25 protein-coding genes are annotated in these 21,814 nt (G+C 72.2%); 12 read left to right on the top strand and 13 right to left on the bottom strand.

Annotated features, from left to right (window positions below; all coding sequences use genetic code 11):
* Positions 1-11 precede the first annotated feature (11 nt).
* Positions 12-1,283, top strand: a complete 1,272-nt coding sequence (locus A4U64_RS05675) for a geranylgeranyl reductase family protein (protein ID WP_029545078.1) — start codon at positions 12-14, stop codon at positions 1,281-1,283.
* Positions 1,284-1,305: 22 nt separating this feature from the next.
* On the opposite strand, the gene A4U64_RS05670 is transcribed toward A4U64_RS05675, so the two are convergent.
* From A4U64_RS05670 to menD, 4 genes are all read right to left on the bottom strand, one after another.
* Positions 1,306-2,004, bottom strand: a complete 699-nt coding sequence (locus tag A4U64_RS05670; protein WP_029545080.1) for a demethylmenaquinone methyltransferase — start codon at positions 2,002-2,004, stop codon at positions 1,306-1,308.
* 16 nt (positions 2,005-2,020) lie between these two features.
* Positions 2,021-3,163 carry a glycosyltransferase family 4 protein gene (locus tag A4U64_RS05665; RefSeq protein WP_065922307.1) on the bottom strand — a complete coding sequence of 381 codons (1,143 nt, stop codon included), beginning with the start codon at positions 3,161-3,163 and terminating at the stop codon, positions 2,021-2,023.
* Positions 3,164-3,238: 75 nt separating this feature from the next.
* Complete coding sequence (locus A4U64_RS05660) at positions 3,239-3,652, bottom strand: DUF3592 domain-containing protein (protein WP_043802286.1); 414 nt, start codon at positions 3,650-3,652, stop codon at positions 3,239-3,241.
* A 7-nt stretch (positions 3,653-3,659) separates the two neighbouring features.
* On the bottom strand, positions 3,660-5,279 hold the full coding sequence (menD, locus tag A4U64_RS05655) for a 2-succinyl-5-enolpyruvyl-6-hydroxy-3-cyclohexene-1-carboxylic-acid synthase (RefSeq protein WP_006940852.1): 1,620 nt from the start codon (positions 5,277-5,279) through the stop codon (positions 3,660-3,662).
* Between the two features lie 288 nt (positions 5,280-5,567).
* On the opposite strand from menD, the gene A4U64_RS05650 reads away from it, so the two are divergent.
* Both A4U64_RS05650 and A4U64_RS05645 read left to right on the top strand, forming a co-directional pair.
* Positions 5,568-6,155, top strand: coding sequence for a flavin reductase family protein (locus A4U64_RS05650; protein ID WP_029545089.1), 588 nt, complete (start codon positions 5,568-5,570; stop codon positions 6,153-6,155).
* 35 nt (positions 6,156-6,190) lie between these two features.
* Complete coding sequence (locus A4U64_RS05645) at positions 6,191-7,039, top strand: siderophore-interacting protein (RefSeq protein WP_006940848.1); 849 nt, start codon at positions 6,191-6,193, stop codon at positions 7,037-7,039.
* Positions 7,040-7,088: 49 nt separating this feature from the next.
* On the opposite strand, the gene A4U64_RS05640 is transcribed toward A4U64_RS05645, so the two are convergent.
* The 3 genes from A4U64_RS05640 to A4U64_RS05630 all read right to left on the bottom strand — a co-directional run bounded on the left by A4U64_RS05640 (position 7,089) and on the right by A4U64_RS05630 (position 9,218).
* Positions 7,089-7,529, bottom strand: coding sequence for a DUF6918 family protein (locus A4U64_RS05640; RefSeq protein ID WP_006940846.1), 441 nt, complete (start codon positions 7,527-7,529; stop codon positions 7,089-7,091).
* A gap of 70 nt (positions 7,530-7,599) precedes the next feature.
* Entirely contained in the window at positions 7,600-8,583 is a 984-nt protein-coding gene (locus A4U64_RS05635; RefSeq protein ID WP_006940844.1) for an o-succinylbenzoate synthase, read from the bottom strand.
* Positions 8,580-9,218, bottom strand: a complete 639-nt coding sequence (locus tag A4U64_RS05630) for a PaaI family thioesterase (protein ID WP_050035607.1) — start codon at positions 9,216-9,218, stop codon at positions 8,580-8,582. Before A4U64_RS05630 ends, A4U64_RS05635 begins: the two co-directional genes overlap by 4 nt.
* A gap of 71 nt (positions 9,219-9,289) precedes the next feature.
* Between A4U64_RS05630 and A4U64_RS05625 the strand changes: the two genes are divergently transcribed.
* The 3 genes from A4U64_RS05625 to A4U64_RS05615 all read left to right on the top strand — a co-directional run bounded on the left by A4U64_RS05625 (position 9,290) and on the right by A4U64_RS05615 (position 11,132).
* The gene (locus tag A4U64_RS05625) at positions 9,290-10,183 is read left to right on the top strand and encodes a 1,4-dihydroxy-2-naphthoyl-CoA synthase (RefSeq protein ID WP_029545095.1); all 894 of its coding nucleotides are present in this window, start codon (positions 9,290-9,292) and stop codon (positions 10,181-10,183) included.
* A 117-nt stretch (positions 10,184-10,300) separates the two neighbouring features.
* The gene (locus A4U64_RS05620) at positions 10,301-10,750 is read left to right on the top strand and encodes a hypothetical protein (RefSeq protein WP_157127615.1); all 450 of its coding nucleotides are present in this window, start codon (positions 10,301-10,303) and stop codon (positions 10,748-10,750) included.
* A 1-nt stretch (position 10,751) separates the two neighbouring features.
* The gene (locus tag A4U64_RS05615) at positions 10,752-11,132 is read left to right on the top strand and encodes a VOC family protein (protein WP_006935877.1); all 381 of its coding nucleotides are present in this window, start codon (positions 10,752-10,754) and stop codon (positions 11,130-11,132) included.
* A 51-nt stretch (positions 11,133-11,183) separates the two neighbouring features.
* Here A4U64_RS05615 and A4U64_RS05610 read toward each other — a convergent pair whose 3' ends face one another.
* The 5 genes from A4U64_RS05610 to A4U64_RS05590 form a co-directional block, all read right to left on the bottom strand.
* Positions 11,184-11,540 (bottom strand): hypothetical protein, encoded by a 357-nt coding sequence (locus A4U64_RS05610; protein WP_006935878.1) that lies wholly within the window; start codon positions 11,538-11,540, stop codon positions 11,184-11,186.
* Positions 11,541-11,542: 2 nt separating this feature from the next.
* Complete coding sequence (locus A4U64_RS05605) at positions 11,543-12,286, bottom strand: ABC transporter ATP-binding protein (protein ID WP_006935879.1); 744 nt, start codon at positions 12,284-12,286, stop codon at positions 11,543-11,545.
* On the bottom strand, positions 12,283-13,020 hold the full coding sequence (locus A4U64_RS05600) for an ABC transporter ATP-binding protein (protein WP_006935881.1): 738 nt from the start codon (positions 13,018-13,020) through the stop codon (positions 12,283-12,285). The genes A4U64_RS05605 and A4U64_RS05600 overlap by 4 nt, the downstream gene beginning before the upstream one ends.
* Positions 13,013-15,298, bottom strand: coding sequence for a branched-chain amino acid ABC transporter permease (locus A4U64_RS05595; RefSeq protein WP_043803222.1), 2,286 nt, complete (start codon positions 15,296-15,298; stop codon positions 13,013-13,015). The genes A4U64_RS05600 and A4U64_RS05595 overlap by 8 nt, the downstream gene beginning before the upstream one ends.
* Before the next feature lie 85 nt (positions 15,299-15,383).
* Positions 15,384-16,802, bottom strand: coding sequence for an ABC transporter substrate-binding protein (locus A4U64_RS05590; RefSeq protein ID WP_065922305.1), 1,419 nt, complete (start codon positions 16,800-16,802; stop codon positions 15,384-15,386).
* Between the two features lie 275 nt (positions 16,803-17,077).
* On the opposite strand from A4U64_RS05590, the gene A4U64_RS05585 reads away from it, so the two are divergent.
* The 6 genes from A4U64_RS05585 (at position 17,078) to A4U64_RS05560 (ending at position 21,379) form a co-directional block, all read left to right on the top strand.
* Entirely contained in the window at positions 17,078-18,334 is a 1,257-nt protein-coding gene (locus tag A4U64_RS05585) for an inorganic phosphate transporter (RefSeq protein ID WP_065922304.1), read from the top strand.
* Positions 18,331-18,594: a hypothetical protein gene (locus A4U64_RS05580; RefSeq protein WP_006935886.1), complete on the top strand. Its 264-nt coding sequence runs from the start codon at positions 18,331-18,333 to the stop codon at positions 18,592-18,594. The genes A4U64_RS05585 and A4U64_RS05580 overlap by 4 nt, the downstream gene beginning before the upstream one ends.
* Positions 18,595-18,634: 40 nt before the next feature.
* Positions 18,635-18,973, top strand: coding sequence for a DUF3349 domain-containing protein (locus A4U64_RS28710; RefSeq protein WP_006935887.1), 339 nt, complete (start codon positions 18,635-18,637; stop codon positions 18,971-18,973).
* 12 nt (positions 18,974-18,985) lie between these two features.
* Positions 18,986-19,285, top strand: coding sequence for a DUF3349 domain-containing protein (locus tag A4U64_RS28705; protein ID WP_006935891.1), 300 nt, complete (start codon positions 18,986-18,988; stop codon positions 19,283-19,285).
* On the top strand, positions 19,282-20,424 hold the full coding sequence (gene menE, locus A4U64_RS05565) for an o-succinylbenzoate--CoA ligase (RefSeq protein WP_065923416.1): 1,143 nt from the start codon (positions 19,282-19,284) through the stop codon (positions 20,422-20,424). Before A4U64_RS28705 ends, menE begins: the two co-directional genes overlap by 4 nt.
* A gap of 85 nt (positions 20,425-20,509) precedes the next feature.
* On the top strand, positions 20,510-21,379 hold the full coding sequence (locus A4U64_RS05560; protein WP_029545112.1) for a 1,4-dihydroxy-2-naphthoate polyprenyltransferase: 870 nt from the start codon (positions 20,510-20,512) through the stop codon (positions 21,377-21,379).
* A gap of 20 nt (positions 21,380-21,399) precedes the next feature.
* On the opposite strand, the gene A4U64_RS05555 is transcribed toward A4U64_RS05560, so the two are convergent.
* Positions 21,400-21,783, bottom strand: a complete 384-nt coding sequence (locus tag A4U64_RS05555; RefSeq protein ID WP_006935897.1) for a phage holin family protein — start codon at positions 21,781-21,783, stop codon at positions 21,400-21,402.
* Positions 21,784-21,814 lie beyond the last annotated feature (31 nt).

The following is a 21,814-nucleotide window of genomic DNA, read 5'->3' as shown; positions in this document are numbered from 1 at the left end:
AAGATGGAGCCGTGGTGGCAGAACACGCTGCGTCCGAACCGCGGCACAACCTTTCCGAGATCCCCGACCGTACCGACGTGCTCGTCGTCGGCGCAGGTCCCGCAGGGTCGGCAGCCGCCGCCTGGGCGGCCCGCGCCGGGCGCGACGTGCTGCTCGTCGACGCCGCGACCTTCCCCCGGGACAAGACGTGCGGCGACGGCCTGACGCCGCGGGCGGTGGCCGAGCTCGACCGGCTCGGCCTCGGCGACTGGGTGCGCACGCGCACCGTCAACCGCGGCCTGCGGCTCGAGGGTTTCGGCCGCAGCCTCGAGCTGCCGTGGCCGTCGGGTTCCTTCCCGGCGCAGGGCAGCGCCGTGCCGCGCACCGAACTCGACGACCGGATCCGCCGGGCCGCCGTCGAGTCGGGCGCCGGTACGGCCGAGGGCGCCAAGGCCGTCGCCGTCGAGCGCGACGAGTCGCGGGTGACCGGTGTGACCTTCGCGACCGCGGGCGGTCGGCGCACCGTCGCGTGCGAGCGGCTCGTCGTGGCGGACGGGGTCCGGTCCCCGCTGGGCAAGCTGCTCGGCCGGCAGTGGCACCGCGACACGGCGTACGGGGTCGCGGCCCGCGCCTACGCCACCTCCCCCCGCAGCGACGACCCGTGGATCACGTCGCACCTGGAGTTACGCGACGACGCAGGCGCGCTGCACCCGGGCTACGGCTGGGTGTTCCCACTGGGTACCGGCGAGGTCAACATCGGCGTGGGCACCCTCGCGACCGCGAAGCGACCGGCCGCCGGATCGCTGCGGCCGCTGATCGAGCTGTACGCGTCGCGGCGCCGCGGCGAGTGGGGCCTCGGCGAGACCACCCGCGTGGCGTCGGCGCTGCTGCCGATGGGCGGTGCGGTGTCCGGGGTGGCGGGCCGGAACTGGGCCCTGATCGGTGATGCCGCGGCGTGCGTGAACCCGCTCAACGGCGAGGGCATCGATTACGGCCTCGAGGGTGGGCGGCTCGTCGCCGGCGTCCTCGACGCGGACGACCTCACGCAGCTGTGGCCGGCTCTGCTGCGCGAACGCTACGGCCGGGCGTTCTCCGCGGCCCGGCGGCTGGCCGGCCTGCTGACGCTGCCGCGGTTCCTGCCGGCCACCGGGCCCGTCGGGATGGGCTCGACGGCGCTGATGACGGTGGCCGTCCGGGTCATGGGCAACCTGGTCACCGAGCGCGACGAGGATCTCGTCGCGCGCGCGTGGCGGGCCGGGGGCGGCGCGTCGCTGCGGTGGGACCGCCGGCCGCTCTTCGCCTGACCCCGCCGGCCGAACGGTGCGGTCAGCGCACCGCCCGGTGCAGGGCCACGATCCCGCCGGTGAGGTTGCGCCATTGCACCGACCGCCAGCCGGCGGTCTGGATCCGCTCGGCGAGCTCGGCCTGCGTGGGCCACGCGCGGATCGACTCGGCGAGGTAGACGTAGGCGTCGGGGTTGCTGCTGACGGTCCGCGCGACCCGCGGCAGTGCCCGCATCAGGTACTCGAGATAGAGCACGCGCAGCGGGGCCGAGACGGGCGTGGCGAACTCGCTCACCACGAGGCGGCCTCCGGGCTTGGTCACCCGCGCGATCTCCCGCAGGCCGGCGTCGAAGTCGGAGACGTTGCGCAGGCCGAACGAGATCGTGGCGGCGTCGAACACCGCGTCGGCGAAGGGCAGGCGCATCGCGTCGCCCGCGACCATCGGCACCTGCCGGAACGCGCCCGCCTGCAGCATGCCCTTGGAGAAGTCGGTGGCCACCACCCAGGCGCCGGACCGGCCGAGCTCCACCGTCGACACCCCGGTGCCGGCGGCGAGGTCGAGGACCCGCTCCCCCGGCTGCAGGTCCAGTGCCGCCCGGGTGGCGCGCCGCCAGCTGCGGTCCTGCCCGAAGGACAGCACGGTGTTGGTGATGTCGTATCGCTGGGCGACGCCGTCGAACATCGACGCGACCTCGCGCGGATCCTTCGCGAGCGAGGCCCGCGACCCGTGAGTAGTTGCCACGGTCGAAACGTTACCGCTACGCGCTGCGCCGCAGCGTGCCCGGCCGGACCGAGCAGACCTGTTCGTAGTGCCCGAGCAGTTCGTGGCACACCGCGGGCCAGGTGCGGCCGAGGACGCTGCGCCGCGCGGCCGCGCCGAACCGGTCCCGCAGCATCGGATCGGCGAGCGCGCCCACCGCGCCCGGCAGCAGCTCGGCGAACCCGTCGACCGGCAGCCGGTACCCGTTGCGGCAGTGGGCGACGAGATCGCGCGGGCCGCCCGCGTCGGGTGCGATCACCGGGACGCCGCTGGCGAGCGCCTCCTGCACGGCCTGGCAGAACGTCTCGTGCTCGCCCGGGTGGACGAACACGTCGAGGCTCGCGTAGGCGTCGGCCAGCGCGTCGCCGCCGAGGTGACCGGTGAACACCGCCCCGGGCAGGAGCGGTTCGAGACGGGCGCGCTCCGGGCCGTCGCCGACGACGACGAGCCGGTAGCGGGGGTCGGCTGCGAGGCCTGCGAGTCGTTCGACGTGCTTCTCCGGGGCGAGCCGCCCCACGAAGCCCACCAGGAGCCGGCCGTCGGGCGACCATGTCCGGCGCAGGGCGGCACTGCGCCGGGCCGGGGTGAAACGCGCGGTGTCGACGCCCCGCGCCCAGCGGTGTACCCGCGGGACGCCGTGTGCGGCGAGGTCCGCGGCGGCCGCCGTCGAGGGTGCGAGGGTGCGGTCGCACGCGCGGTGGATTCGGCGCGTCCACTGCCAGGCGGCGCGGGCCGCGAGCCCGAGCCCGTAGCTGGACGCGAATCCGGCGACGTCGGTCTGGTAGACCGCGACGGTGGGCAGGTCGAGCCGGCGAGCGGCGCCGAGGCCGCCGGCGCCGAGCAGGAACGGCGACGCCAGGTGCACGACGTCGGGGGCGAAGCCGCGCAGGATGCCGGTGAGCGCCGGCTGCGGCAGGCCCACGGGCAGGGAGCTGACCTTCGGGACGTGCACCGCCGGCACGCGGTGCACCGGGATCCCGTCGTGCTGGGTGGGGGCCGGGGGCTGTCCGGCGACGGTGTCGGGAGCGACGACCAGGGCCTCGTGGCCGTGGCGGTCGAGGTGCTCGAGCACGCGCAACACCGAGTTGGTGACGCCGTTGACGTTCGGGAGGAAGGATTCCGCGACGATGGCTACTCGCACCGGTCCAGCATCGCGGCGCGGCCGGTCGGTGGGAAGTGGCCGAGGTGTCCGCCGGGCGAAGTTCCGGCGAATCTTCTAGGCCGCGGCGGCGCTGCGCCGGCGGAGATAGGTCAGCACGGGGGTCGCGATCAGCCAGGTCACCACGATCACCGAGGCCGCGGGTACGAGTGCGACGCGCACGTCACGGCCGGTGACCCGCACGAGGTCCGGGTCGGCGCGGGAGTATTCGACGGCGATCCGCTGGCCCGCGGTCAGACCCGTGGGGTACAGCACGCCGAGTTCGGGGTTGTGGGTGACGCCGTCGGGGGTGACGAAGCTGATCGCCGAGCGCAGCGAGCCCGCGGAGAGCACCTCGGCGGTGGCGGTGCCCATGTCGGAGCCGATGAGGTGATCGTTGCGCCACGCGCCGAGCACTAGGATCGCGGTGAGCACCGAGATGCCGACGGCGACGGCGAGTACCGCACGACGTGCCTTGTCGATCCCGCTCATGCGTCCGTCACAGCTGGGCACGCACGGCCGCGTGCAGTTCCCGCAGGCCGGAGCGGTCGGTGATCACCTCGAGCACCCGGATGCCGCCGGTGGGCGCGGTCCGGTCGGCCAGCGCGGCCGTCAGCGCGGACAGGTCCACCCGCTCGTGCGGCACCCGGTAGGCGGCGCACAGCGCGGCGAGATCCATGCCGTGCGGAGTGCCGAACACGCGCTCGAACACGCCGGCGTACTGCGGGTCGCCCTGCTCGAGCAGCTCGAAGATGCCGCCGCCGTCGTCGTTGGCGACGACGACGGTCAGGTTCTGCGGGCGCGGTTCGGCGGTGCCGATCAGCAGGCCGGACGCGTCGTGCAGGAACGTCAGGTCGCCCATCAGGGCGACGGTGCGGCCCTGCTGGTAGGCCAGGGCGGCGCCGACGGCGGTCGACACGGTGCCGTCGATGCCGGCGACGCCGCGGTTGGAGAGCACCTTCACCCCGTCGCGGGGGTAGCTCACCAGCGCCGCGTCGCGCACCGGGTTGGAGGCGCCGAGCAGCAGCTGGTCCCCGTCGCGCAGCGCGTCGGTGACCGCCGCCGCGACGTGCAGTCCGGTCGGCTTCGGGTGGGCGTCGAGCTGGGCGCGCACCGCCTTGTCGGTGTGGGCGGACAGGTTCCGGCAGCGGTCCAGCCAGGCCGGGTCGGGACTGCCGGTGACGACGGCGCGCGTGCCGGTGGCGAGGACGTTGCCGGACACGTCGGGCCAGCGGGGGCCGGTGGTGAGCGCGTACACGGCCACCGCGGGGTCGGCGAGCAGCTTGGACACCGGCCGGTGCAGGGTGGGCCGGCCGGTGATGATCGCCTGCCGCGGCTTCAGCTGCGGCAGCGCCATCGGGTGCAGGGGGACACCGTGGAGCGGCGCGGTGGGTTCGGCCACGGTGGGCAATTCCGACAGCTCGGGCCGGTAGGCGGAGCCGTGGCCGGAGATCACCACGGTGTCGGCGGTGATGTCGAGCTCCATCGGCACGTCGAGGGTGGCGTGCACGGTGGTGGTCCAGGCGCTGCCGTCGGGGCGGCCCTCGGGGACCGGGCCCTGGGGGTGGACGTCCGGGACGAGCGGCTCGCGTAGCGGGATGTCGAAGTGGACGGGCCCGGCGTTGCCGGAGCGGGTGCCGCGGGCGGCGGCGAGGACGCGGCTGACCGCGGAGCGCCACTCGCTGTTCTGCTCGATCCCTTCGGCCAGGCCGAGGCTGATGGTGGCGCGGACCTGGGTGCCGAACATGCCGAGCTGTTCGACGGTCTGGTTGGCGCCGGTGCCGAGGAGCTCGTAGGGGCGGTTGGCGCTGAGCACCACGAGCGGCACCCGAGCGTAGTTGGCCTCGAGCACGGCCGGCGCGAGGTTGGCGACGGCGGTGCCGGAGGTCATCACGACGGGCACCGGCCGGCCGGAGGCGACGGACAGCCCGATCGCGAGGAAGCCGGCGGTGCGTTCGTCGATGCGCATGTGCAGCCGCAGCCGGCCCGCATTGTCGGCGGCCTGCAGCGCGAAGGCCAGCGGCGCGTTGCGCGAGCCGGGGCACAGCACGACGTCGCGGACGCCGCCTCGGGCGAGTTCGTCGACGACGGCGGTCGCCTGGGCGGTGGACGGGTTCACGGCACCCAGAGTAGTGCCCCGGGCGGTACGCCCCCGATGCCCCGGGCGGTACGCCCCCGATGCCCCGGGCGGTACGCCCCCGATGCCCCGGGCGGTACGCCCCCGATGCCCCGGGCGGTACGCCCCCGATGCCCCGGGCGGTACGCCCCCGATGCCCCGGGCGGTACGCCCCCGATGCCCCGGGCGGTACGCCCCCGATGCCCCGGGCGGTACGCCCCCGATGCCCCGGGCGGTACGCCCCCGATGCCCCGGGCGGTGCGGGACGAGGGTCACAGCAAGAATGGGGCGATGCGCACCGTCTTCGATCCCACCGAGCTGGGCACCGGCCGCTTCTACCGACTGATGACCGCCACGATCGTGCCGCGGCCGATCGCATGGGTGTCCACCGTGTCGGCGGATGGAGTGCCCAACGTCGCGCCGTACAGCTTCTTCACCGTCGCCGCGGTCACGCCGCCGGTGGTGCAGTTCACCTCGGTCGGGCGCAAGGACAGCCTCCGCAACATCGAGGAGACCGGCGAGTTCGTGATCAACGTCGCAACCGTGCCGCTGATGGAACGGGTCAACGCGACGTCGGCGGGCTTCGCGCACGACGTGGACGAGTTCGCGGCGGTGGGCTTGCGGCCCGAGCGCAGCGAACGGGTCCATCCGCCCCGGGTCGCGGAAGCGCCGGCGGCGATCGAGTGCACCCTGCACCGGGTGATCGAAGTCGGGGACTGCTTCGTGGTGATGGGCGACGTGGTGGCCGTGTCGGTTCGGACCGACGTGCTGGCCGAGGACGGGATGCCGGACTTCGCTGCTCTGGCGCCGGCGAGCCGGCTGGGTCGCAACGAATGGGGCCTCACCCCCGCGGTGCGCCACCTCGACCGCCCCGAATGATAGGTTAGCCTCCGCTAATTTCAACGGAGGTTCGTATGGCCGTGCGCACCAAGACCACCCGCATTGCCCCGGCGAGCCGCGAGATCGTCACCGGCCGGGTGCTCGCCACCGAACGAATCGGGCCGAGCTTCGTGCGGGTGACCGTGGGCGGCGCGAACGTCGGGCGGATCGCACCCATGGGGTTCGACCAGTGGTTCCGGCTGTTCTTCCCGGCCCCCGGCCAACGGTCGCTGACACTGCCGGCCACGGCGGGCCCGCAGTGGTGGCCCGAGATGCGAGCCATGCCCGAGGCCGTCCAGCCGATCCTGCGCAACTACACGATCCGTCGCTACCGGGAGGCGGGCGCGGGCCGGTACGGCGACACGGCCGAACTGGACATCGACTTCGCCACCCACGGCGACACGGGACCGGCATCGCAGTGGGCGCGCACCGCGCAGCCGGGCGCCGAACTGGCGCTGCTGGACGAGGGCATCATGTACCACCGCCCCACCGAGGCGCGCTGGCAAATCCTCGTCGCCGACGAGAGCGCGCTGCCCGCGATCGCGGGGATCCTCGCGTCGTCCGCCGGGCGGCACCACGCGGTGCCCACCGAGGTGTTCGTGGAGGTGGACGATGCCGGCGACGTCGCCGCCCAGGAGATCGTCCCCGGCCCGGGCGTCCGGCTGCACACGGTGGTGCGGCCCGGGCGGCACGCGCCGCCCGGGCCGCACGTGCTCGAGGCCGTGCGGGCCGGCGCGCTGCCCGACGGGCCGGGATACGCGTTCCTGGCGGGCGAATCGGGACTCGTGACGTCGCTGCGCCGGCACCTGGTGCGGGAGCGGGGCCTCGCGAAGTCCGCCGTGACCTTCACCGGCTACTGGAAGTTCGGCGCCGCCAGTTATTGAGGGTGGTGTCTTTCCGGACCGCGACCGGTCCGGAAAGACACCGGGTGTCTCAGCCGGCGTGCTTCTGCACCAGCGCGCCCACGCGCGGCAGGGCCTCGACGACGTGCTTCTGCGCCGACGGGCGCAGCTTCTCGTAGACCTTCTTGATCGCCGTGCGCGACGAGGCCTCGATGCGCGCGTCCGTCACACCGAGCAGCGCGTCCGCCACCGTCTCACCGCGGGCGGTGAGGTAGTCGGCGAACGCACCGTTGCCCGCGTAGTCCTGCCAGAACGGCTGGATCTTGGCGACGAACTCCGGCAGCAGCCCCTCGACGGCGCTGGGCACGATCGACGGGCCGAGCTTCGTCACCGCCGCGTAGCCGGCCTTGAGCGCGAGACCCGACGCGCCCTTCTTGTCCGACACCTCGGCGTCGATCAGCGCCTCGACATCGGCGACAACCGCCGGGACCTTGTCGGCGCCGAGCAGGGCATCATCCAGAGCTGCAACCACTTCCACTGCCTCCGTAATGTGACTCGTGAGTACGAACGCCCGGAACGATATACGACGACCCGAGCCGCACCTAGTCGAGCGCGGCGCGGCAGCGCCGGACCCGGTCGAACCACCAGCGCACCCGTTCCGGGTCGGCCCGCACGGCCTCGAGGAGCGCCGGATCCGGCGTCACCTCCCCCACCGGGAGCGCCCCGCCGGCCATCGTCCGCGGCGCCCCCACGTCGACGGTGAAGAACCCGCCCGTGCCCAGTCCGCACGCGTACGGCAGCTCGGGCAGCGCGGCCGCCGCGGCCAGTCCGGCACCCATGCCCACGGCCGAGTCGAGCGCGCTCGACACCACCACCGGCACGCCGTGGCCGGCCAACTCGTCGGCCAGCGCCAGCAGCCGTCGCACCCCGCCGAGCGGGGCCACCTTGACCACCGCCACGTCGGCGCCGCCGGCCCGCACCACCCGCAAGGGATCCTCGGCGCGCCGGATGCTCTCGTCCGCCGCCACCGGCACGTCGGGCATCCGGCGGCGCACCTCGACCAGTTCCGGCACCGTCGCGCAGGGCTGCTCGGCGTACTCGAGCGGGCCGTCGGCGACGAGCGCCGTCAGCGCAGCGACGGCCTCGTCCGCGCTCCACCCGCCGTTCGCATCGATCCGCACGTGCGGGACGAGTTCGCGCACCGCCCGCACCCGCGCGACGTCCTGCGCCAGGTCCTGCCCGGGTTCGGCGACCTTGACCTTGGCGGTGCGGGCCCCCGGGAACCGGGCGAGGACGGCCGGCACGTCGCCGGGGCCGACGGCCGGGACGGTGGCGTTGACGGGCACGGTGTCCCGGCGCGGCGCCGGGTGCCCGAGCCACGCGGATTCGAGGGCCGAACGCAGCCAGTGCGCCGCCTCGTCGTCGGCGTACTCGGGGAACGGCCCGAATTCTCCCCACCCGGCGGGACCGCGCACGAGCACGAGTTCACGTTCGGTGATGCCGCGGAACCGCACCCGCATGGGCAGCGACACCACGACGGCCGCGGCGAGGATCTCGTCGACGGCGGGCAGGGCCGCGGCGGTCACGGCTGGCCGGGCAGCAGCTGGATCATCAGGGCCTCGCAGTCGGCGAGCAGCGTGCCGTCGAGGTCGTGCAGCTCGGCCGAGCAGAAGAGCTTGCGCCCCTCGACCCGGTCGACCCGCCCCTCCACGACGAGCTCGGTCTCGAGCGGGGTGATCTTGCGGTAGTTCACATGCAGGTAGCCGGTGCGGGCGATGGGATGGCCGGCCGCGTGGACCACCATGCCGAACAGGTCGTCGAACAGCAGTGGCAGGGTGCCACCGTGCGCCGCGCTGTTGCCGCCGCGGTGGTAGAGCCGGAACGTGCCGCGCGAGCGGACCGACTCCGCGTCGAACTTCTCGATCATCCACGGCGGCATCAGCAGGCTGCCGCGACCGGGCAGGTCGATGTTGAAGCCGGCCGGCGACCTGCCCTCGGGCACGACGTGCGGCTCGAGCAGGTCCCCGAGGGCCTCGGCCTGCTCGATGGCCCGGTCGACGACGTCGTCGGGGATGTGGGTGGAGACGGCGAGATCCTGCAGCCGCCGCAGCGCCTCGACGAAGCGACCGTAGTTCGGTCCCGCCTTCACCGGCGTGTACACCGGAAACCCGCCGTGGTGCTCGTAGTCCGCGTCGACCGTACGGTCTGTCTGCTCGCTCATAGCTGCACGGTATCGCCCGGCGACCGTCGCGTCGGCGCAGAGGGCCGCGACCGGAGTTCTATGGTCGACGGGTGACTTTCAATCCTGAGCTGTGGCGGCCCGTACCCGGGTTCGAGAACCTCACCGACATCACCTACCACCGGCACGTCACGCAGGGCACCGTCCGCGTGGCGTTCGACCGGCCGGAGGTGCGCAACGCGTTCCGGCCGCACACCGTCGACGAGTTGTACCGCGCGCTGGACCACGCCCGCATGACGTCCGACGTCGGCGCGGTGCTCCTCACCGGCAACGGCCCCAGTCCGAAGGACGGCGGCTGGGCCTTCTGCTCGGGCGGCGACCAGCGGATCCGTGGGCGCAGCGGCTACCAGTACGCGAGTGGCGAAACCGCCGACACGGTGGACAGGGCCCGCGCGGGCCGGCTGCACATCCTCGAGGTGCAGCGGCTGATCCGGTTCATGCCGAAGGTCGTGATCGCCCTCGTCAACGGCTGGGCCGCCGGCGGCGGGCACAGCCTGCACGTCACGTGCGATCTGACCCTCGCCTCCCGCGAGCACGCCCGGTTCAAGCAGACCGACGCCGACGTGGGCAGCTTCGACGGCGGCTACGGCAGCGCCTACCTGGCGAAGATGGTGGGCCAGAAGTTCGCCCGCGAGATCTTCTTCCTCGGCGACACCTACACCGCCGAGGAGATGCACCACATGGGTGCGGTCAACCGCGTCGTCGACCACGCCGAGCTCGAGAACGTCGCGCTGGAGTGGGCCGCGAAGATCAACGGCAAGTCGCCGCAGGCCCAGCGGATGCTCAAGTACGCCTTCAACCTCGCCGACGACGGGCTCGTCGGCCAGCAGCTGTTCGCGGGCGAGGCGACGCGGCTCGCGTACATGACCGACGAGGCGGTCGAGGGCCGCGACGCGTTCCTGCAGAAGCGGGACCCGGACTGGTCGCCCTACCCCTGGTACTACTAGGGCCTTCTCGCGCCGAGGGGGAGGTTGTCGCGACATCGCGCGAGTAGCTCCCGCGACAACCTCCCCCTCGGCGCCACAACCTCCCGATTGAAACGGCCCGAATCGGGCACACTCCTGATCATGACGGATCGCGAGCAACCACTTCCCGACCACATCCGGCCCGAAGGCGTGTCCGACGAGACGGTGGCGGCGGCCGGCAAACTCTCCGAAGCGCTCGAAACGGTGGAGCAGGCCCGCGGGAACCTGTACGCCTTCCACCAGCTGATGGGCCGCGCCGACCTGCTGCTCGGCGACGCTGTGGACAAGCTCGCCGAGGCCGGTCACCGCGAACTCGCCGACCGGGTGCAGACGGAGATCGTCGGACGCAACGTCCTCGAGGGACGGTGGACGTTCCAGATCGTGGAGGACTTCGACGACGGGTACTGGACGGAGTTCCGTGAGCTCGAGCGACAGGTGCGCGACGAACTGGTCCGCGGCCGCCGGCATCTGTTCGAGGCCGAGATGAAGGAGCAGCGCCGCACCCACGGGCGACGGGGGCACGAGGCGCGCCCGGCCGAGGAGGGCTGAGATGGAGATCCTCGGCAGCCGGACGATCCTGCGGCCGGGCGACTACGACGCCGCCCTGCGGTTCTACGGTGACGTCCTGGGCCTGGCGATCTACCGCGAATATCCCGGCGGGACGGTGTTCTTCGCCGGGCAGTCACTGATCGAGGTGGCCGCGCACGGCAACACCGGGCGGCCCCAGCACTTCGAGGGTGCGCTGTGGCTGCAGGTGCGCGACGTCTACGACGTCGAGGCCGAGCTGGTGACGAGGGGGGTCCCGATCGTGCGGGGCGCCCGGCAGGAGCCGTGGGGCCTGCACGAGCTGTGGATCGCCGATCCCGACGGCATCCCCATCGTGCTGGTGCAGATCCCGCCGGACCATCCGCTGCGCCGCGACACCCGCTGACCGGTGCGTCCTTCGGGCTGCTGGGACAGCCCAAAGGACGCACCGGCCGCGTCAGCGGCCCGTCAGCGCGGCCGCGATCTGCTCGGTGTGCGCCTGCGACTCGTAGAGCTGGCGCAGCAGCCACAGCCGCAGCACCCGCGCGATCGCGCCCGCCAGAAACAGCGCGGCGCCGAGGATCGCGACGATCAGCAGCGCCGTGGCGAGGATCTGGTACGACGCGATGTTGCGCAGGTCCGCCTGGGTGAGCGAGGCGAAGTAGACGACGAACGCCGCGACGGCACCGCCGATCATCAACACGAGCCCGCCGATGCGCGCGGGACCGTCGCCCTTCGCCGCTCCGGTGTCGAGCTTCAGGTCTGCCGCGTCCTGCCGGAACTTGGCGCGCCGCTCCTCGGTGAGTGCGGTCATGGTCATCCTCCTAGGTAGCTGGTCGAAAGTTCGTGTTCGATGTCTGCGGGATCCCCGACCCGCACGACGCGGCCCTGCAGCATCAGCGCGGCCGACGTCGCGATGGGCAGCACCGCCCGCGCGAACTGCTCGGCGACGAGGATCGACAGCCCGTCGTCGACGAGCCGGCCGACGATGTCGTACATCTCGGTGACGATCCGGGGGGCGAGCCCCATGGACAGTTCGTCGAGCAACAGCACCGTGGGGTCGGTGCCGAGGGCCCGGGACAGGGCGAGCATCTGCTGCTCGCCGCCCGACATCGAGCCCGCGAGCTGGCCCCGTCGCTTCCCGAGGATCGGGAAGCGCTCGTAGGCGACGGCCTCGAGATCCTTCAGCGACACGCCGGTTCCGGTGGCGACCCACAGGTTCTCCCGGACGGTGAGGTTGGGGAAGATGCCCCGCCCCTCCGGAATGGTGCAGACGCCGAGCCGGGCGAGCGCCGCGGCGTCGACACCGTTGACGACGCGGCCGGCAACGCGCAGCTCGCCGTGCTCGACGGGCAGCACGCCCGAGCACACCCGCAGCGTCGTGGTCTTGCCGCCGCCGTTGGGCCCGAGCAGGGCGACCACCGAGCCCGGCTGCAGCGCCAGGTTCACCCCGTGCAGCACCTCGATGGGTCCGTAGCTCGCCCGCACGTCGACCAGTTCGAGCAGCGGGGCCGGTTCGTCGCCGGGGACGTCGACGAGATCGGTGACCGGTGCGTTCATGCGACCTCCTCAGTTCCGATGTACGCGGCGATCACCGCTGGGTCGTTGCGGATCTGCTCGGGGCTGCCCGAGGCGATGAGGGCGCCGTAGTCGAGGACGTGGATGCGCGAGCACACCCGCATCACGAGCGGCAGGTCGTGCTCGACGAGGCAGATCCCGAGACCGTCGCCCGCGAGCCGGCACAGCAGGTCCGCGAAATCGTCGGTCTCCCGCTCCGTCTGCCCGGACGCGGGTTCGTCGAGCAACAGCACGCGCGGCCGGGTCATCAGCGCCCGCGCGACCTCGACGACGCGGGCGCGGCCGGTGGGGATGTCGGAGACGTCCCGGTCGGCGACGTCCGTGAGCCCGGTCAGCTCGAGCAGCCGGTCGGTCTCGGCGTCGATGTCGTGGCGGGCGCGGGTCGCGGTGCGGTGCATGTCGCCCGCGACCCGCAGGTTGTCGCGCACCGACAGCGACAGGAACAGCTCGAGCCGCTGGAAGGTGCGGGCCAGCCCGCGCCGGGCACGCTTGTAGGGCGCCGCGCGGGTGACGTCGACACCGTCGAGGAACACCTGCCCGGAGGTCGGTTTCTGCAGCCCGGTGACGGTGTTGAACAGGGTGGTCTTGCCGGCGCCGTTGGGCCCGATCAGGCCGGTCACGGCGCCCGCGGTGACGGCGATGCTCACGTCGTCGACGGCGGTGTGACCACCGAACCGGACGGTGACGCCCCGGGTCTCGAGCAGGGTGTCAGACATGCGCGCTCAGCTCCTTCGCGACGGTCGCGGGCGGTTCGGCCGCCGGATGGGTGGGCCGTGCCGCGGGCAGCCCCAGTTCGCGGTCGAGGCGGTAGCGGCCCTCGGCGGTGTACGGCTCGTCGAGGCCGACGAGTTCCGGCGGGGTGGTTCGCCGGCGGGCCAGCTCCTCGGGGTCCAGGACCGCGCCGGGCATCAGCCATTCGCCGATCACCGGGAGCAGGAACACGATCGTGATGGTCAGCGCCGCGAACCACCAGTTGCCCAGGACGCCCGTCAGCGCCAGGACGTAGAGCACCGCGATCACGGCGCCGCCGCCGTAGAGGACCGGCCGGGCGGACAGCAGACGGCGGTAGCCCTCCACCATCTGGTGCACGCTGCCCGACGGGTTGTGACCCACCCCGATGCCGATGAGCGCGGGGCTGACCGCGGCGATGTTGCCGAGCAGCAGGTACAGGCCCTCGAGCTCGGGCTGCGTCTTCGCGAGGTTGTTGAACGAGACCATGATGACCGCGAACCCGACGCCGGCCATGAGGCCGCCGAACAAGGCCCCGCTGACGTAGCCGATGCCGGCCACCACGGTGAGCATGAGCAGGGTGAGGCCCACGATGATGCTGAAGTTCTCGCCCGCGACCGCGCCGGTGGCACTGGACATGAGGACGCCGCCGAGACCGGCGATGGCGGCCGAGAGCATGAAGACGCTCAGCTTCAGGGTCACCAGGTTCTGCCCGAGCATGGCCGACGCGGCGGGGCTGTCCTTCATCGCCGCCAGGCGACGTCCGTAGCCGCCGTTGCGCAGGGCGACGACGCCGACACCGAGCAGCGCGAACAGGACCGTCGCGGTCATGAGGAACGTCGTCTCGTCCTGCAGGTCCAGCGGCCCGATCCGCAGCGGCGGGATCACGAGTGAGCCCCCGGTGAAGATCGAGAACTTCACGCCGAACAGTTCGTGCTCGGTGGTGTCGCGCAGCACCATGTTGGAAACGAAGACGCCGAACGCCATGGTGGCGAGCGCGAGGTAGAGACCGCGCAGCCGCAGGGCCGGAAGCGCGACGAGCCCGCCGACGAGCGCGGTGACGGCCACGGCCAGCAGCACCCCCCACACGGTCAGACGCTGGTCGAGACCGGTGCCGGTGATCCCGAAGTGGAACACGACGATCGTGGCGATGGCCCCGAACGACAGGGGTGCGAGGTTCATCTCGCCCGCGTATCCGGTGAGCAGGGTCAGCGACAGCGCGACGATCGCGAAGGTCATGCCCAGCGTGAACGTGGTGATCGCGGATTCCACCATGAGCAGGCGGACGAGAGAGACGACGGCGACGAGCGCAACCGCCCACACGACGGCCTTGCGCACGCTCGGCACGTGGTAGCGCTCGCGGGTACGCATCGCCGCGCCGCGCAGCCGGTCCTGGGGCAGGACGATCAGCACCACGAACAGCGCCACCATCGGCAGCGAGACCCGCAGGTTCGACGTCCAGGCCCAGGACGAGGGTGCGTAGCCGATCAGGTAGGCGCCGGCGAGGCCGAGCACGAGGGCGCCGACGAACGTGCGCGGGATCGAGCTGAGCCGGCCGAACATCGCGGCCGCGAACGCGTCGATGACGAGCAGGGTGAGCATGTTCGCCTCGAGGCTGCCGCCACTGATCGGGGTGATCAGCACCCCGGCGAGGACGGCGAGGGTGGAGCCGAGCGCCCACGAGAACGCGGCGATCCGTTCGGGGTTGTGGCCGTTGAGCCGCAGCAGGTCGGGGTCGTCGACGACGCCGCGCATGGTGGCGCCCATCCGGGTGCGCTGGAAGAGCATGCGCAGGCCGACCGCGATCCCGATGGCCGCGACCACGCACAGGATCTCGTGGACGCGGACGAACGCGCCGAGCACGCTGATCCCGGCGTCGTCGCCGAAGAACATGCCGAGCGAGCGGGGCTTCTCGGGATGCCAGAACCACTGGGACAGGAACAGCATCCCCAGCATGACCGAGACGGTCACGACGATCTTGGTGACCTCGGCGGTGTCCCGCAGGCCCCGCATGATCACGACGTACAGCGCCAGGCCCATGAGCGGCCCCGCGAGGAACAGCACCACGAGCAGGGCCAACGGGACGGGCAGTCCCCAGCCGGCCGTGAGCTGCCAGTAGAGGAACGCACCGAGCATGGCCTGGGCGCCGTGCGCGAAGTTGAAGATTCCGGAGGTGTTGTAGGTCAGAACGAGCCCGGAGGCCGCGATCGCGTACACGGACCCGAGCACGAGGCCCAGGATCGTGAACGTCACGAATGTGTCCATGGTGAAGCCCTGTCGGTAGAGAACCGGTCGTGGGGAGGCGGGGCAGTGCCGTGCGGGCACCGCCCCGCCGGTCGGTGCAGGCCGGTCAGTCCTGCGGCTTGATCACGTTCGGGTTCATGAACTTGGTGGCGATCCGGTCGGGTCCGAGTTCGGTGCCCCACGTCTCCGGGGCGGTCTTGACGAGGTACGCGTCGTTGCACTCGAACTCGGCGGCGGTCTGCGGGAACGCCTGCGTGTAGGTCTCGCCCGTCAGCGTGACCGTCAGACCGCAGCTGGCCGGCATGTTGGCACCCGGGTCGGTCACGGCGTGCAGTCCGCCGCCGTCCCACTCGTGGATCTGCGACAGCTCGTCGATCATGCACTGCCGGGTCAGGTCGGAGCCGCACTCCTTCGCCGCGGTCGCCCACAGCAGGAACGACGAGGTGGCCTGCATGCCGAGCAGCGCGGTCTTGCCGCCCTTCTCCCCGACGAGGTCGAGGTACTGCTGCACCGCCGGCACCTTGTCCGCGTTCTCGAGCATCTGGAAGGTCATGCCCGCGTGCAGGTTGTCGAGCAGACCGCCGGCGTTCGCCTCCTCGACGGTCTGGCCGTACCAGGTCGCCTCACCCATCAGGACGGGATCGATGCCCACCTGGTCGAGCGCCTTGAAGAAGTTCAGCTCGTTCGGCACGGGCGACCGGGAGGTCCACAGGCCCTCGACGCCGCACTCCTTGAACTTCTCGGCGAACGGGACGTAGCTGGCCTCGCCGTCGTAGTTGATGGTGACGCCGCAGTTCTTCAGCTCGAACCCGGCGGCCTCGGCGATCGAGCGCACCTTGGTCAGCGACGTGATGATGGTCGGCATCGTGCTGCCGACCAGGTCGAACTTGTCCTTCAGGTCCGGCCGCAGCTGCGCAATCTGGAACCATGCCGAGCCGTTGGCGTAGTCCACCGGGAACGGCACCCCCTGATAGGTCATGGGGCCGTTGGCCGCCTCCGGCGACACCGTGAAGCCGGGCACCGCGGCGAGGTTGCAGGCCACGCGGGTCTGCTCGGCGGTCTGGTCCATCGCGAAGCCGTGACCGACCATCATGAACTCGGAGCGGCACGCGTCCTGCATGACGGAGTTGGCCTGGGTCATCGCTGCGTCGTAGTCGGTGCCGACGATCGTGCGCCCATTAATGCCGCCCTGGGCGTTGCACCAGTCGATCATCGCGGAGACGGCGTCCGACATCTCCTTGTTCAGGCCCGGGCTCTTGGCGTAGCCGCGGTCGTCGCCGTAGCCGATGCGGATCTCGGTGTCGGTTACGCCCTGGTCGGTGGCGCCCGCGGCGTCCCCCTCCCCGCACGGTGAGTCCAGGGTGCCGAATTTGTCCACCGCGACGGTATCGGCCGCGGCGGCCCCGGTCCCGGTCGCGCCGGCCCCGCCCGACGGGTCGGCGCCGCGTTCGCCGGCACAGGCCGAGAGCAGCGCCGCGGACGCCGTCAGCGCCAGCACGGTCCTGGCGAGTGTGTGCTTGTTCAAGGTCGGGTGTCTCCTTCGTCGCGGGGCTCCGTCCGGCGGAAGCTCCGGGGCGGTGTACTGCGGCGAAAGCTAGCCAGGGCCGGGAAGGGCGGGACGAGAGATTCCCGTTCAGTGAGACCTGCCGTGAAGCCGGTCACACGCTCCGCGCCGAGTGAAACTCCACACAGCGGGGAACCGGCGCACGCGGGCTGCCACCACCGGAAGGAGCCGGGGTGTCCGCGTTCACCTCGCCGTCGCTGTACTTTTACCCACCGGCTACCTCACAATCGGCAGATGTGACCGCAGAGCTTGTCGTCCTCCTGGTGGTGGTAGTCACTGCCCTCGCATTCGACTTCACCAACGGCTTCCACGACACCGGGAACGCGATGGCGACATCGATCGCCACCGGTGCCCTGAAACCGAAGGTGGCGGTCGCCCTCTCCGCCTCGCTCAACCTCGTCGGCGCGTTCCTGTCCGTCGAGGTCGCCGCGACGGTCGCCAAGGGGGTGGTCAACCTGGGCAGCACCGGCGGCGAGGCACTGCTGCTCATCGTGTTCGCCGGTCTCGTCGGCGGCATCCTGTGGAACCTGGCGACGTGGCTGTTCGGCCTGCCGTCGAGCTCGTCCCACGCACTGTTCGGCGGCCTCATCGGCGCCGCCCTCGCCTCCCTCGGGATCGACGGCGTGGTGTGGGACGGAGTGATCGGCAAGGTGATCATCCCGGCGCTGCTGGCGCCGGTGGTGGCGGCACTCGTCGCCACGGTCGGCACCTGGTCGGTGCACCGCATCACCCGCACGGTGCCCGACGAGACCCGCGGTCACGGCTTCCGCATCGGCCAGATCGGTTCCGCCTCCCTGGTGTCGCTGGCGCACGGCACCAACGACGCGCAGAAGACGATGGGCGTGATCTTCCTGGCGCTCGTCGCGCACGGCAGCCTCACCGCCGACGCGGAGATGCCGTTCTGGGTGAAGCTCTCCTGCGCCGTCGCGATCGCCCTGGGCACCTATCTCGGTGGCTGGCGCATCATCCGCACCCTCGGCAAGGGACTGGTGGAGATCGCACCGCCGCAGGGCATGGCGGCGGAGTCGTCGTCGGCCGCGATCATCCTCACCTCGAGCCACTTCGGTCTGCCCCTGTCGACCACCCACGTGGCGACCGGTTCGATCCTGGGGTCCGGACTCGGCACCCGCTCCGCGAACGTGCGCTGGGGCGTCGCCGGCCGCATGGCCGTCGCCTGGCTGATCACGCTGCCGTCCGCGGCGCTCGTCGGCGCGGTGTGCTGGGGTCTGGCCCACCTGATCGGCGGCCTGCCGGGCGTGATCGTGGTGTTCGCGGTGCTGTGCGCGCTGTCGCTGCTGATGTACCTGCGGTCACGCCGGCAGCCGATCGACGCCTCCAACGTCACCGCGGAATGGGACGGCAAGCTGGCTCCGGCTCCGGCCCCGGCCCCGGCCCCGGCCCCGGCCCCGATCCCGGCCCCGGCCCCGATCCCGGCCCCGGCCCCCGAGGACGTGCCGGCCGCACCGACCACTCCCACGGAGGGACGCCCGTGAACCTGTTGACGAACACCCTGAGCTCGCTGTGGCAGGTCGTCCTCGTCGGCCTCTTCTTCGGAGCGGGCCTGCCGGCCGTCTTCGCGCTCGGCATGCGGTCGCTCGTCGCGGGGCGCGCCGGAGAGCAGGCCCGGCCGAACCCGCTCGGCATCGCCGGCGCCGTCGTCTGCTTCGCCGTCGTGCTGATCGCAATCGTCGCGGGGATACTGTTGCTGGCTTCGGACTTCCTGTCGAGCACCTTCGGCATCGACGTCTTCTGAGCCACCGCTGTCCCGCCGTCCGACCCACGAAAGAACCGCATTGCCCAAGTACTCGCTCCGTTCGGTCCTCGACTGGCTGCGCGCCGGTTATCCGGAAGGCATCCCGGCCAAGGATCACTTCGCGCTGCTTGCCGTGCTGCGGCGGCGCCTGACGGACGAGGAGATCGCCGAGGTGTGCGAGATGTCGATCGCCACGGCGCACGAGCACCCGGAGCGCTGTGTCGACTACGACACGCTCGAGCAGATCATCGCCGGGGTGCTGAACGAGGAACCGGCGGAGGAGGACCTCGAACGGGTCGCCGGGCGCCTCGCCGCGGGAGGCTGGCCGGTGGTCGCCGAGGACGGGACCGTGGTGACCGGCGACGACGGGACGGACTGAGGAGGTGCCCCCGTGACGCTTCCGCCGTTCCTCACCTCGATCATCGAGTGGCTGCGGGCCGGCTACCCGGAGGGCGTGCCGGAACAGGACTACGTGCCCCTGTTCGCGCTGCTCAGCCGGCGGTTGTCGGAGGACGAGGTCGACCAGGTGGCGCACACCCTCGTCGACGACGGGGACCTGCCCATCTCGAAGACGGACATCGCCGTGCTGATCACGAAGATCACCAACGAGATGCCGCTCGAACAGGACATCGATCGGGTGCGCCGGCACCTCGAGACCGGAGGGTGGCCGCTCACCGGCCCCGCCACATGAATCTCGAGGTGCTGCCCGTCCCCCCCGGCGACGCCGTGCGGGAGGTGCTGCCCGCACTACGGCGCATGCTCGACGGCGACGGACCGGCCCTGCTCCCCGTGCCGGTCGCCGACGACCGGGAAATCCGGAGACTGACCGAAGCGCTGCGCCCGGGCGAACCCGTCGACGACGGCATCGGCCTGGTCGTCGCCACCTCGGGCACCACGGGCACCCCGAAGGGCGCCCAGCTGACCGCCGGGGCGCTGCGGGCCAGCGGTGACGCCACCCACGAGCGCCTCGGCGGACCCGGCTCGTGGCTGCTGGCGCTGCCGGCCCACCACATCGCCGGGATGCAGGTGCTGCTGCGGGGCCTGCTCGCGGGAGCCGGGCCCGTCGTGATCGACGTCGCCGGCGGCTTCGATCCGGATCGGCTGCCGGCGGCGGTCGCCGCCATGCCCGGTGGGCGGCGCTACACGTCGCTGGTGCCCACGCAGCTGATCAAGGCCCTGGACCACCCGGGTGCCGTCGCGGCCCTCGCCGACCTGGACGCGGTCCTGCTGGGCGGGGCCGCCACGCCCGCCCCGATCCTGCGCCGTGCGCAGGACGCCGGGATCACCGTCGTCCGCACCTACGGGATGAGCGAGACGTGCGGCGGGTGCGTGTACGACGGGGTCCCACTGGCCGGGACCACGGTCCGGGTCGACGCGCAGTCGCGGGTGTGGCTCGGCGGGGCCACACTCGCGCGCGGCTATCGCGGTCTGCCCGATCATCCGGCGTTCGCCGAACCCGGCTGGTTCCGCACCGACGACGCGGGCGAACTCGCCGACGGCGTCCTCCGCATCCTGGGGCGCCTGGACGAGGCCATCTCCACGGGCGGCCTCACCGTCGTGCCGCAGGTCGTCGAGGCCGTCCTGCTCGAGCACCCCGCGGTACGCGAATGCGCCGTGATCGGGCTGCCCGACCCCCGGCTCGGTCAACGGGTGGCGGCCGTCGTCGTCCCGGAGGTCGGCGCCTCCCCCACCCTCGACGACCTGCGAGCCTGGACCAGCGCGACGCTGGACGTCACGGCGGCGCCGCGGGCGCTGCACGTCGTGCCGGCCCTGCCGTTACGCGGCCCCGGCAAGGTGGACCGGCGGGCACTGGTCGCCCGGTTCTCGTAGGCCGACCGGGTTCGGGCGAGCGAATGTATCGCTCATCTCCTCGGGCCGACGGCATGGCACATTCGCTCGATGGCAGGATCGACGCATGGCAACCGCTGGTCAATGGCTCGAAGGCGCCCGTCCGCGCACCCTTCCCAACGCGATCGCGCCCGTCGTCGCCGGCACGGGGGCGGCGGCCGCGCTCGACGGCGTGGTGTGGGGAAAGGCTCTCCTGGCGTTGGTGGTCGCCCTGGCGCTGATCATCGGGGTCAACCTCGCCAACGACTACTCCGACGGCATCCGCGGGACCGACGACGACCGCGTCGGGCCGCTGCGGCTGGTGGGATCCGGGGCGGCGTCGCCGGCGTCGGTCAAGCGGGCCGCGTTCGCGTGTTTCGGAGTGGGCGCGGTGGCCGGGATCGCCCTGGCGATCACGAGCGCGTGGTGGCTGCTCCTGGTGGGCGCGGTGTGCATCGCCGGCGCCTGGTACTACACGGGTGGCCGCAACCCCTACGGCTACAGCGGGTTCGGCGAGATCGCCGTGTTCGTGTTCTTCGGGCTCGTCGCCGTGCTGGGCACGCAGTTCGTGCAGGCCGGCCGGGCCGACTGGGTCGGGCTGGCGTGTGCGGTGGCGGTGGGCTCGTTCTCGAGCGCGGTGCTGGTGGCGAACAACCTGCGCGACATCCCCACCGACACCGTCTCGGGCAAGCGCACGCTCGCGGTGCGGCTGGGCGACCCGCGGACCCGGACGCTGCATCTGATGCTGCTGGCCGTGCCGTTCGCGGCGTCGCTGGCACTGGTGGCGCGCACGCCGTGGGCGCTGGCGGGCCTGCTGGCGCTGCCGTTCGCGGTGCGCGCCCACGCACCCGTGCGGTCCGGCAGCCTGGGGTTGAGCCTGATCCCCGCGCTGCGGGATTCGGGCCTGGCGATGCTGGTGTGGGCCGTTGCGACCGCAGCCGCCCTGTTCCTGGCCTGAGGCGTCCCGCGCCCGGAACTTCAGTCCCGGTCGGGCACCAGCACGCCGAGCACCCAGTTGACGATCGAGATGATCAGCGCGCCCCAGAACGCGGTCCAGAAGCCCTCGACGGTCAGGCCGTAGTCGGTGAACTCGCTCAGCCATGCGGTGAGCAGGAGCATCAGGGCGTTCACGACGAGAGTGAACAGCCCCAGCGTCAGGATCAGCAGCGGCAGCGACAGCAGCTGCACGAGCGGCTTGACGAAGGCGTTGACGACGGTGAAGACGAGCGCGATCACCAGCAGGGAGATGATCTCGTTGGCGGCGCCGGTGCCGGAGCCGGTGAAGTCGATGCCGGAGACCCACTGGGCCGCCAGCCAGATGGCGACGGCGTTGAGGACCAGCCGGACCAGGAAGTTGATCATGCCGCCACTGTCGCACATTCCGGCCCCGGCG

The sequence above is a fragment of the Rhodococcus sp. WB1 genome (genome assembly GCF_001700945.1).
In the GTDB taxonomy this organism is placed as follows: domain Bacteria; phylum Actinomycetota; class Actinomycetes; order Mycobacteriales; family Mycobacteriaceae; genus Rhodococcus; species Rhodococcus aetherivorans.
Note: the sequence above shows the minus strand (reverse complement) of the source record. Positions and strands in the feature narration are given on the sequence as shown.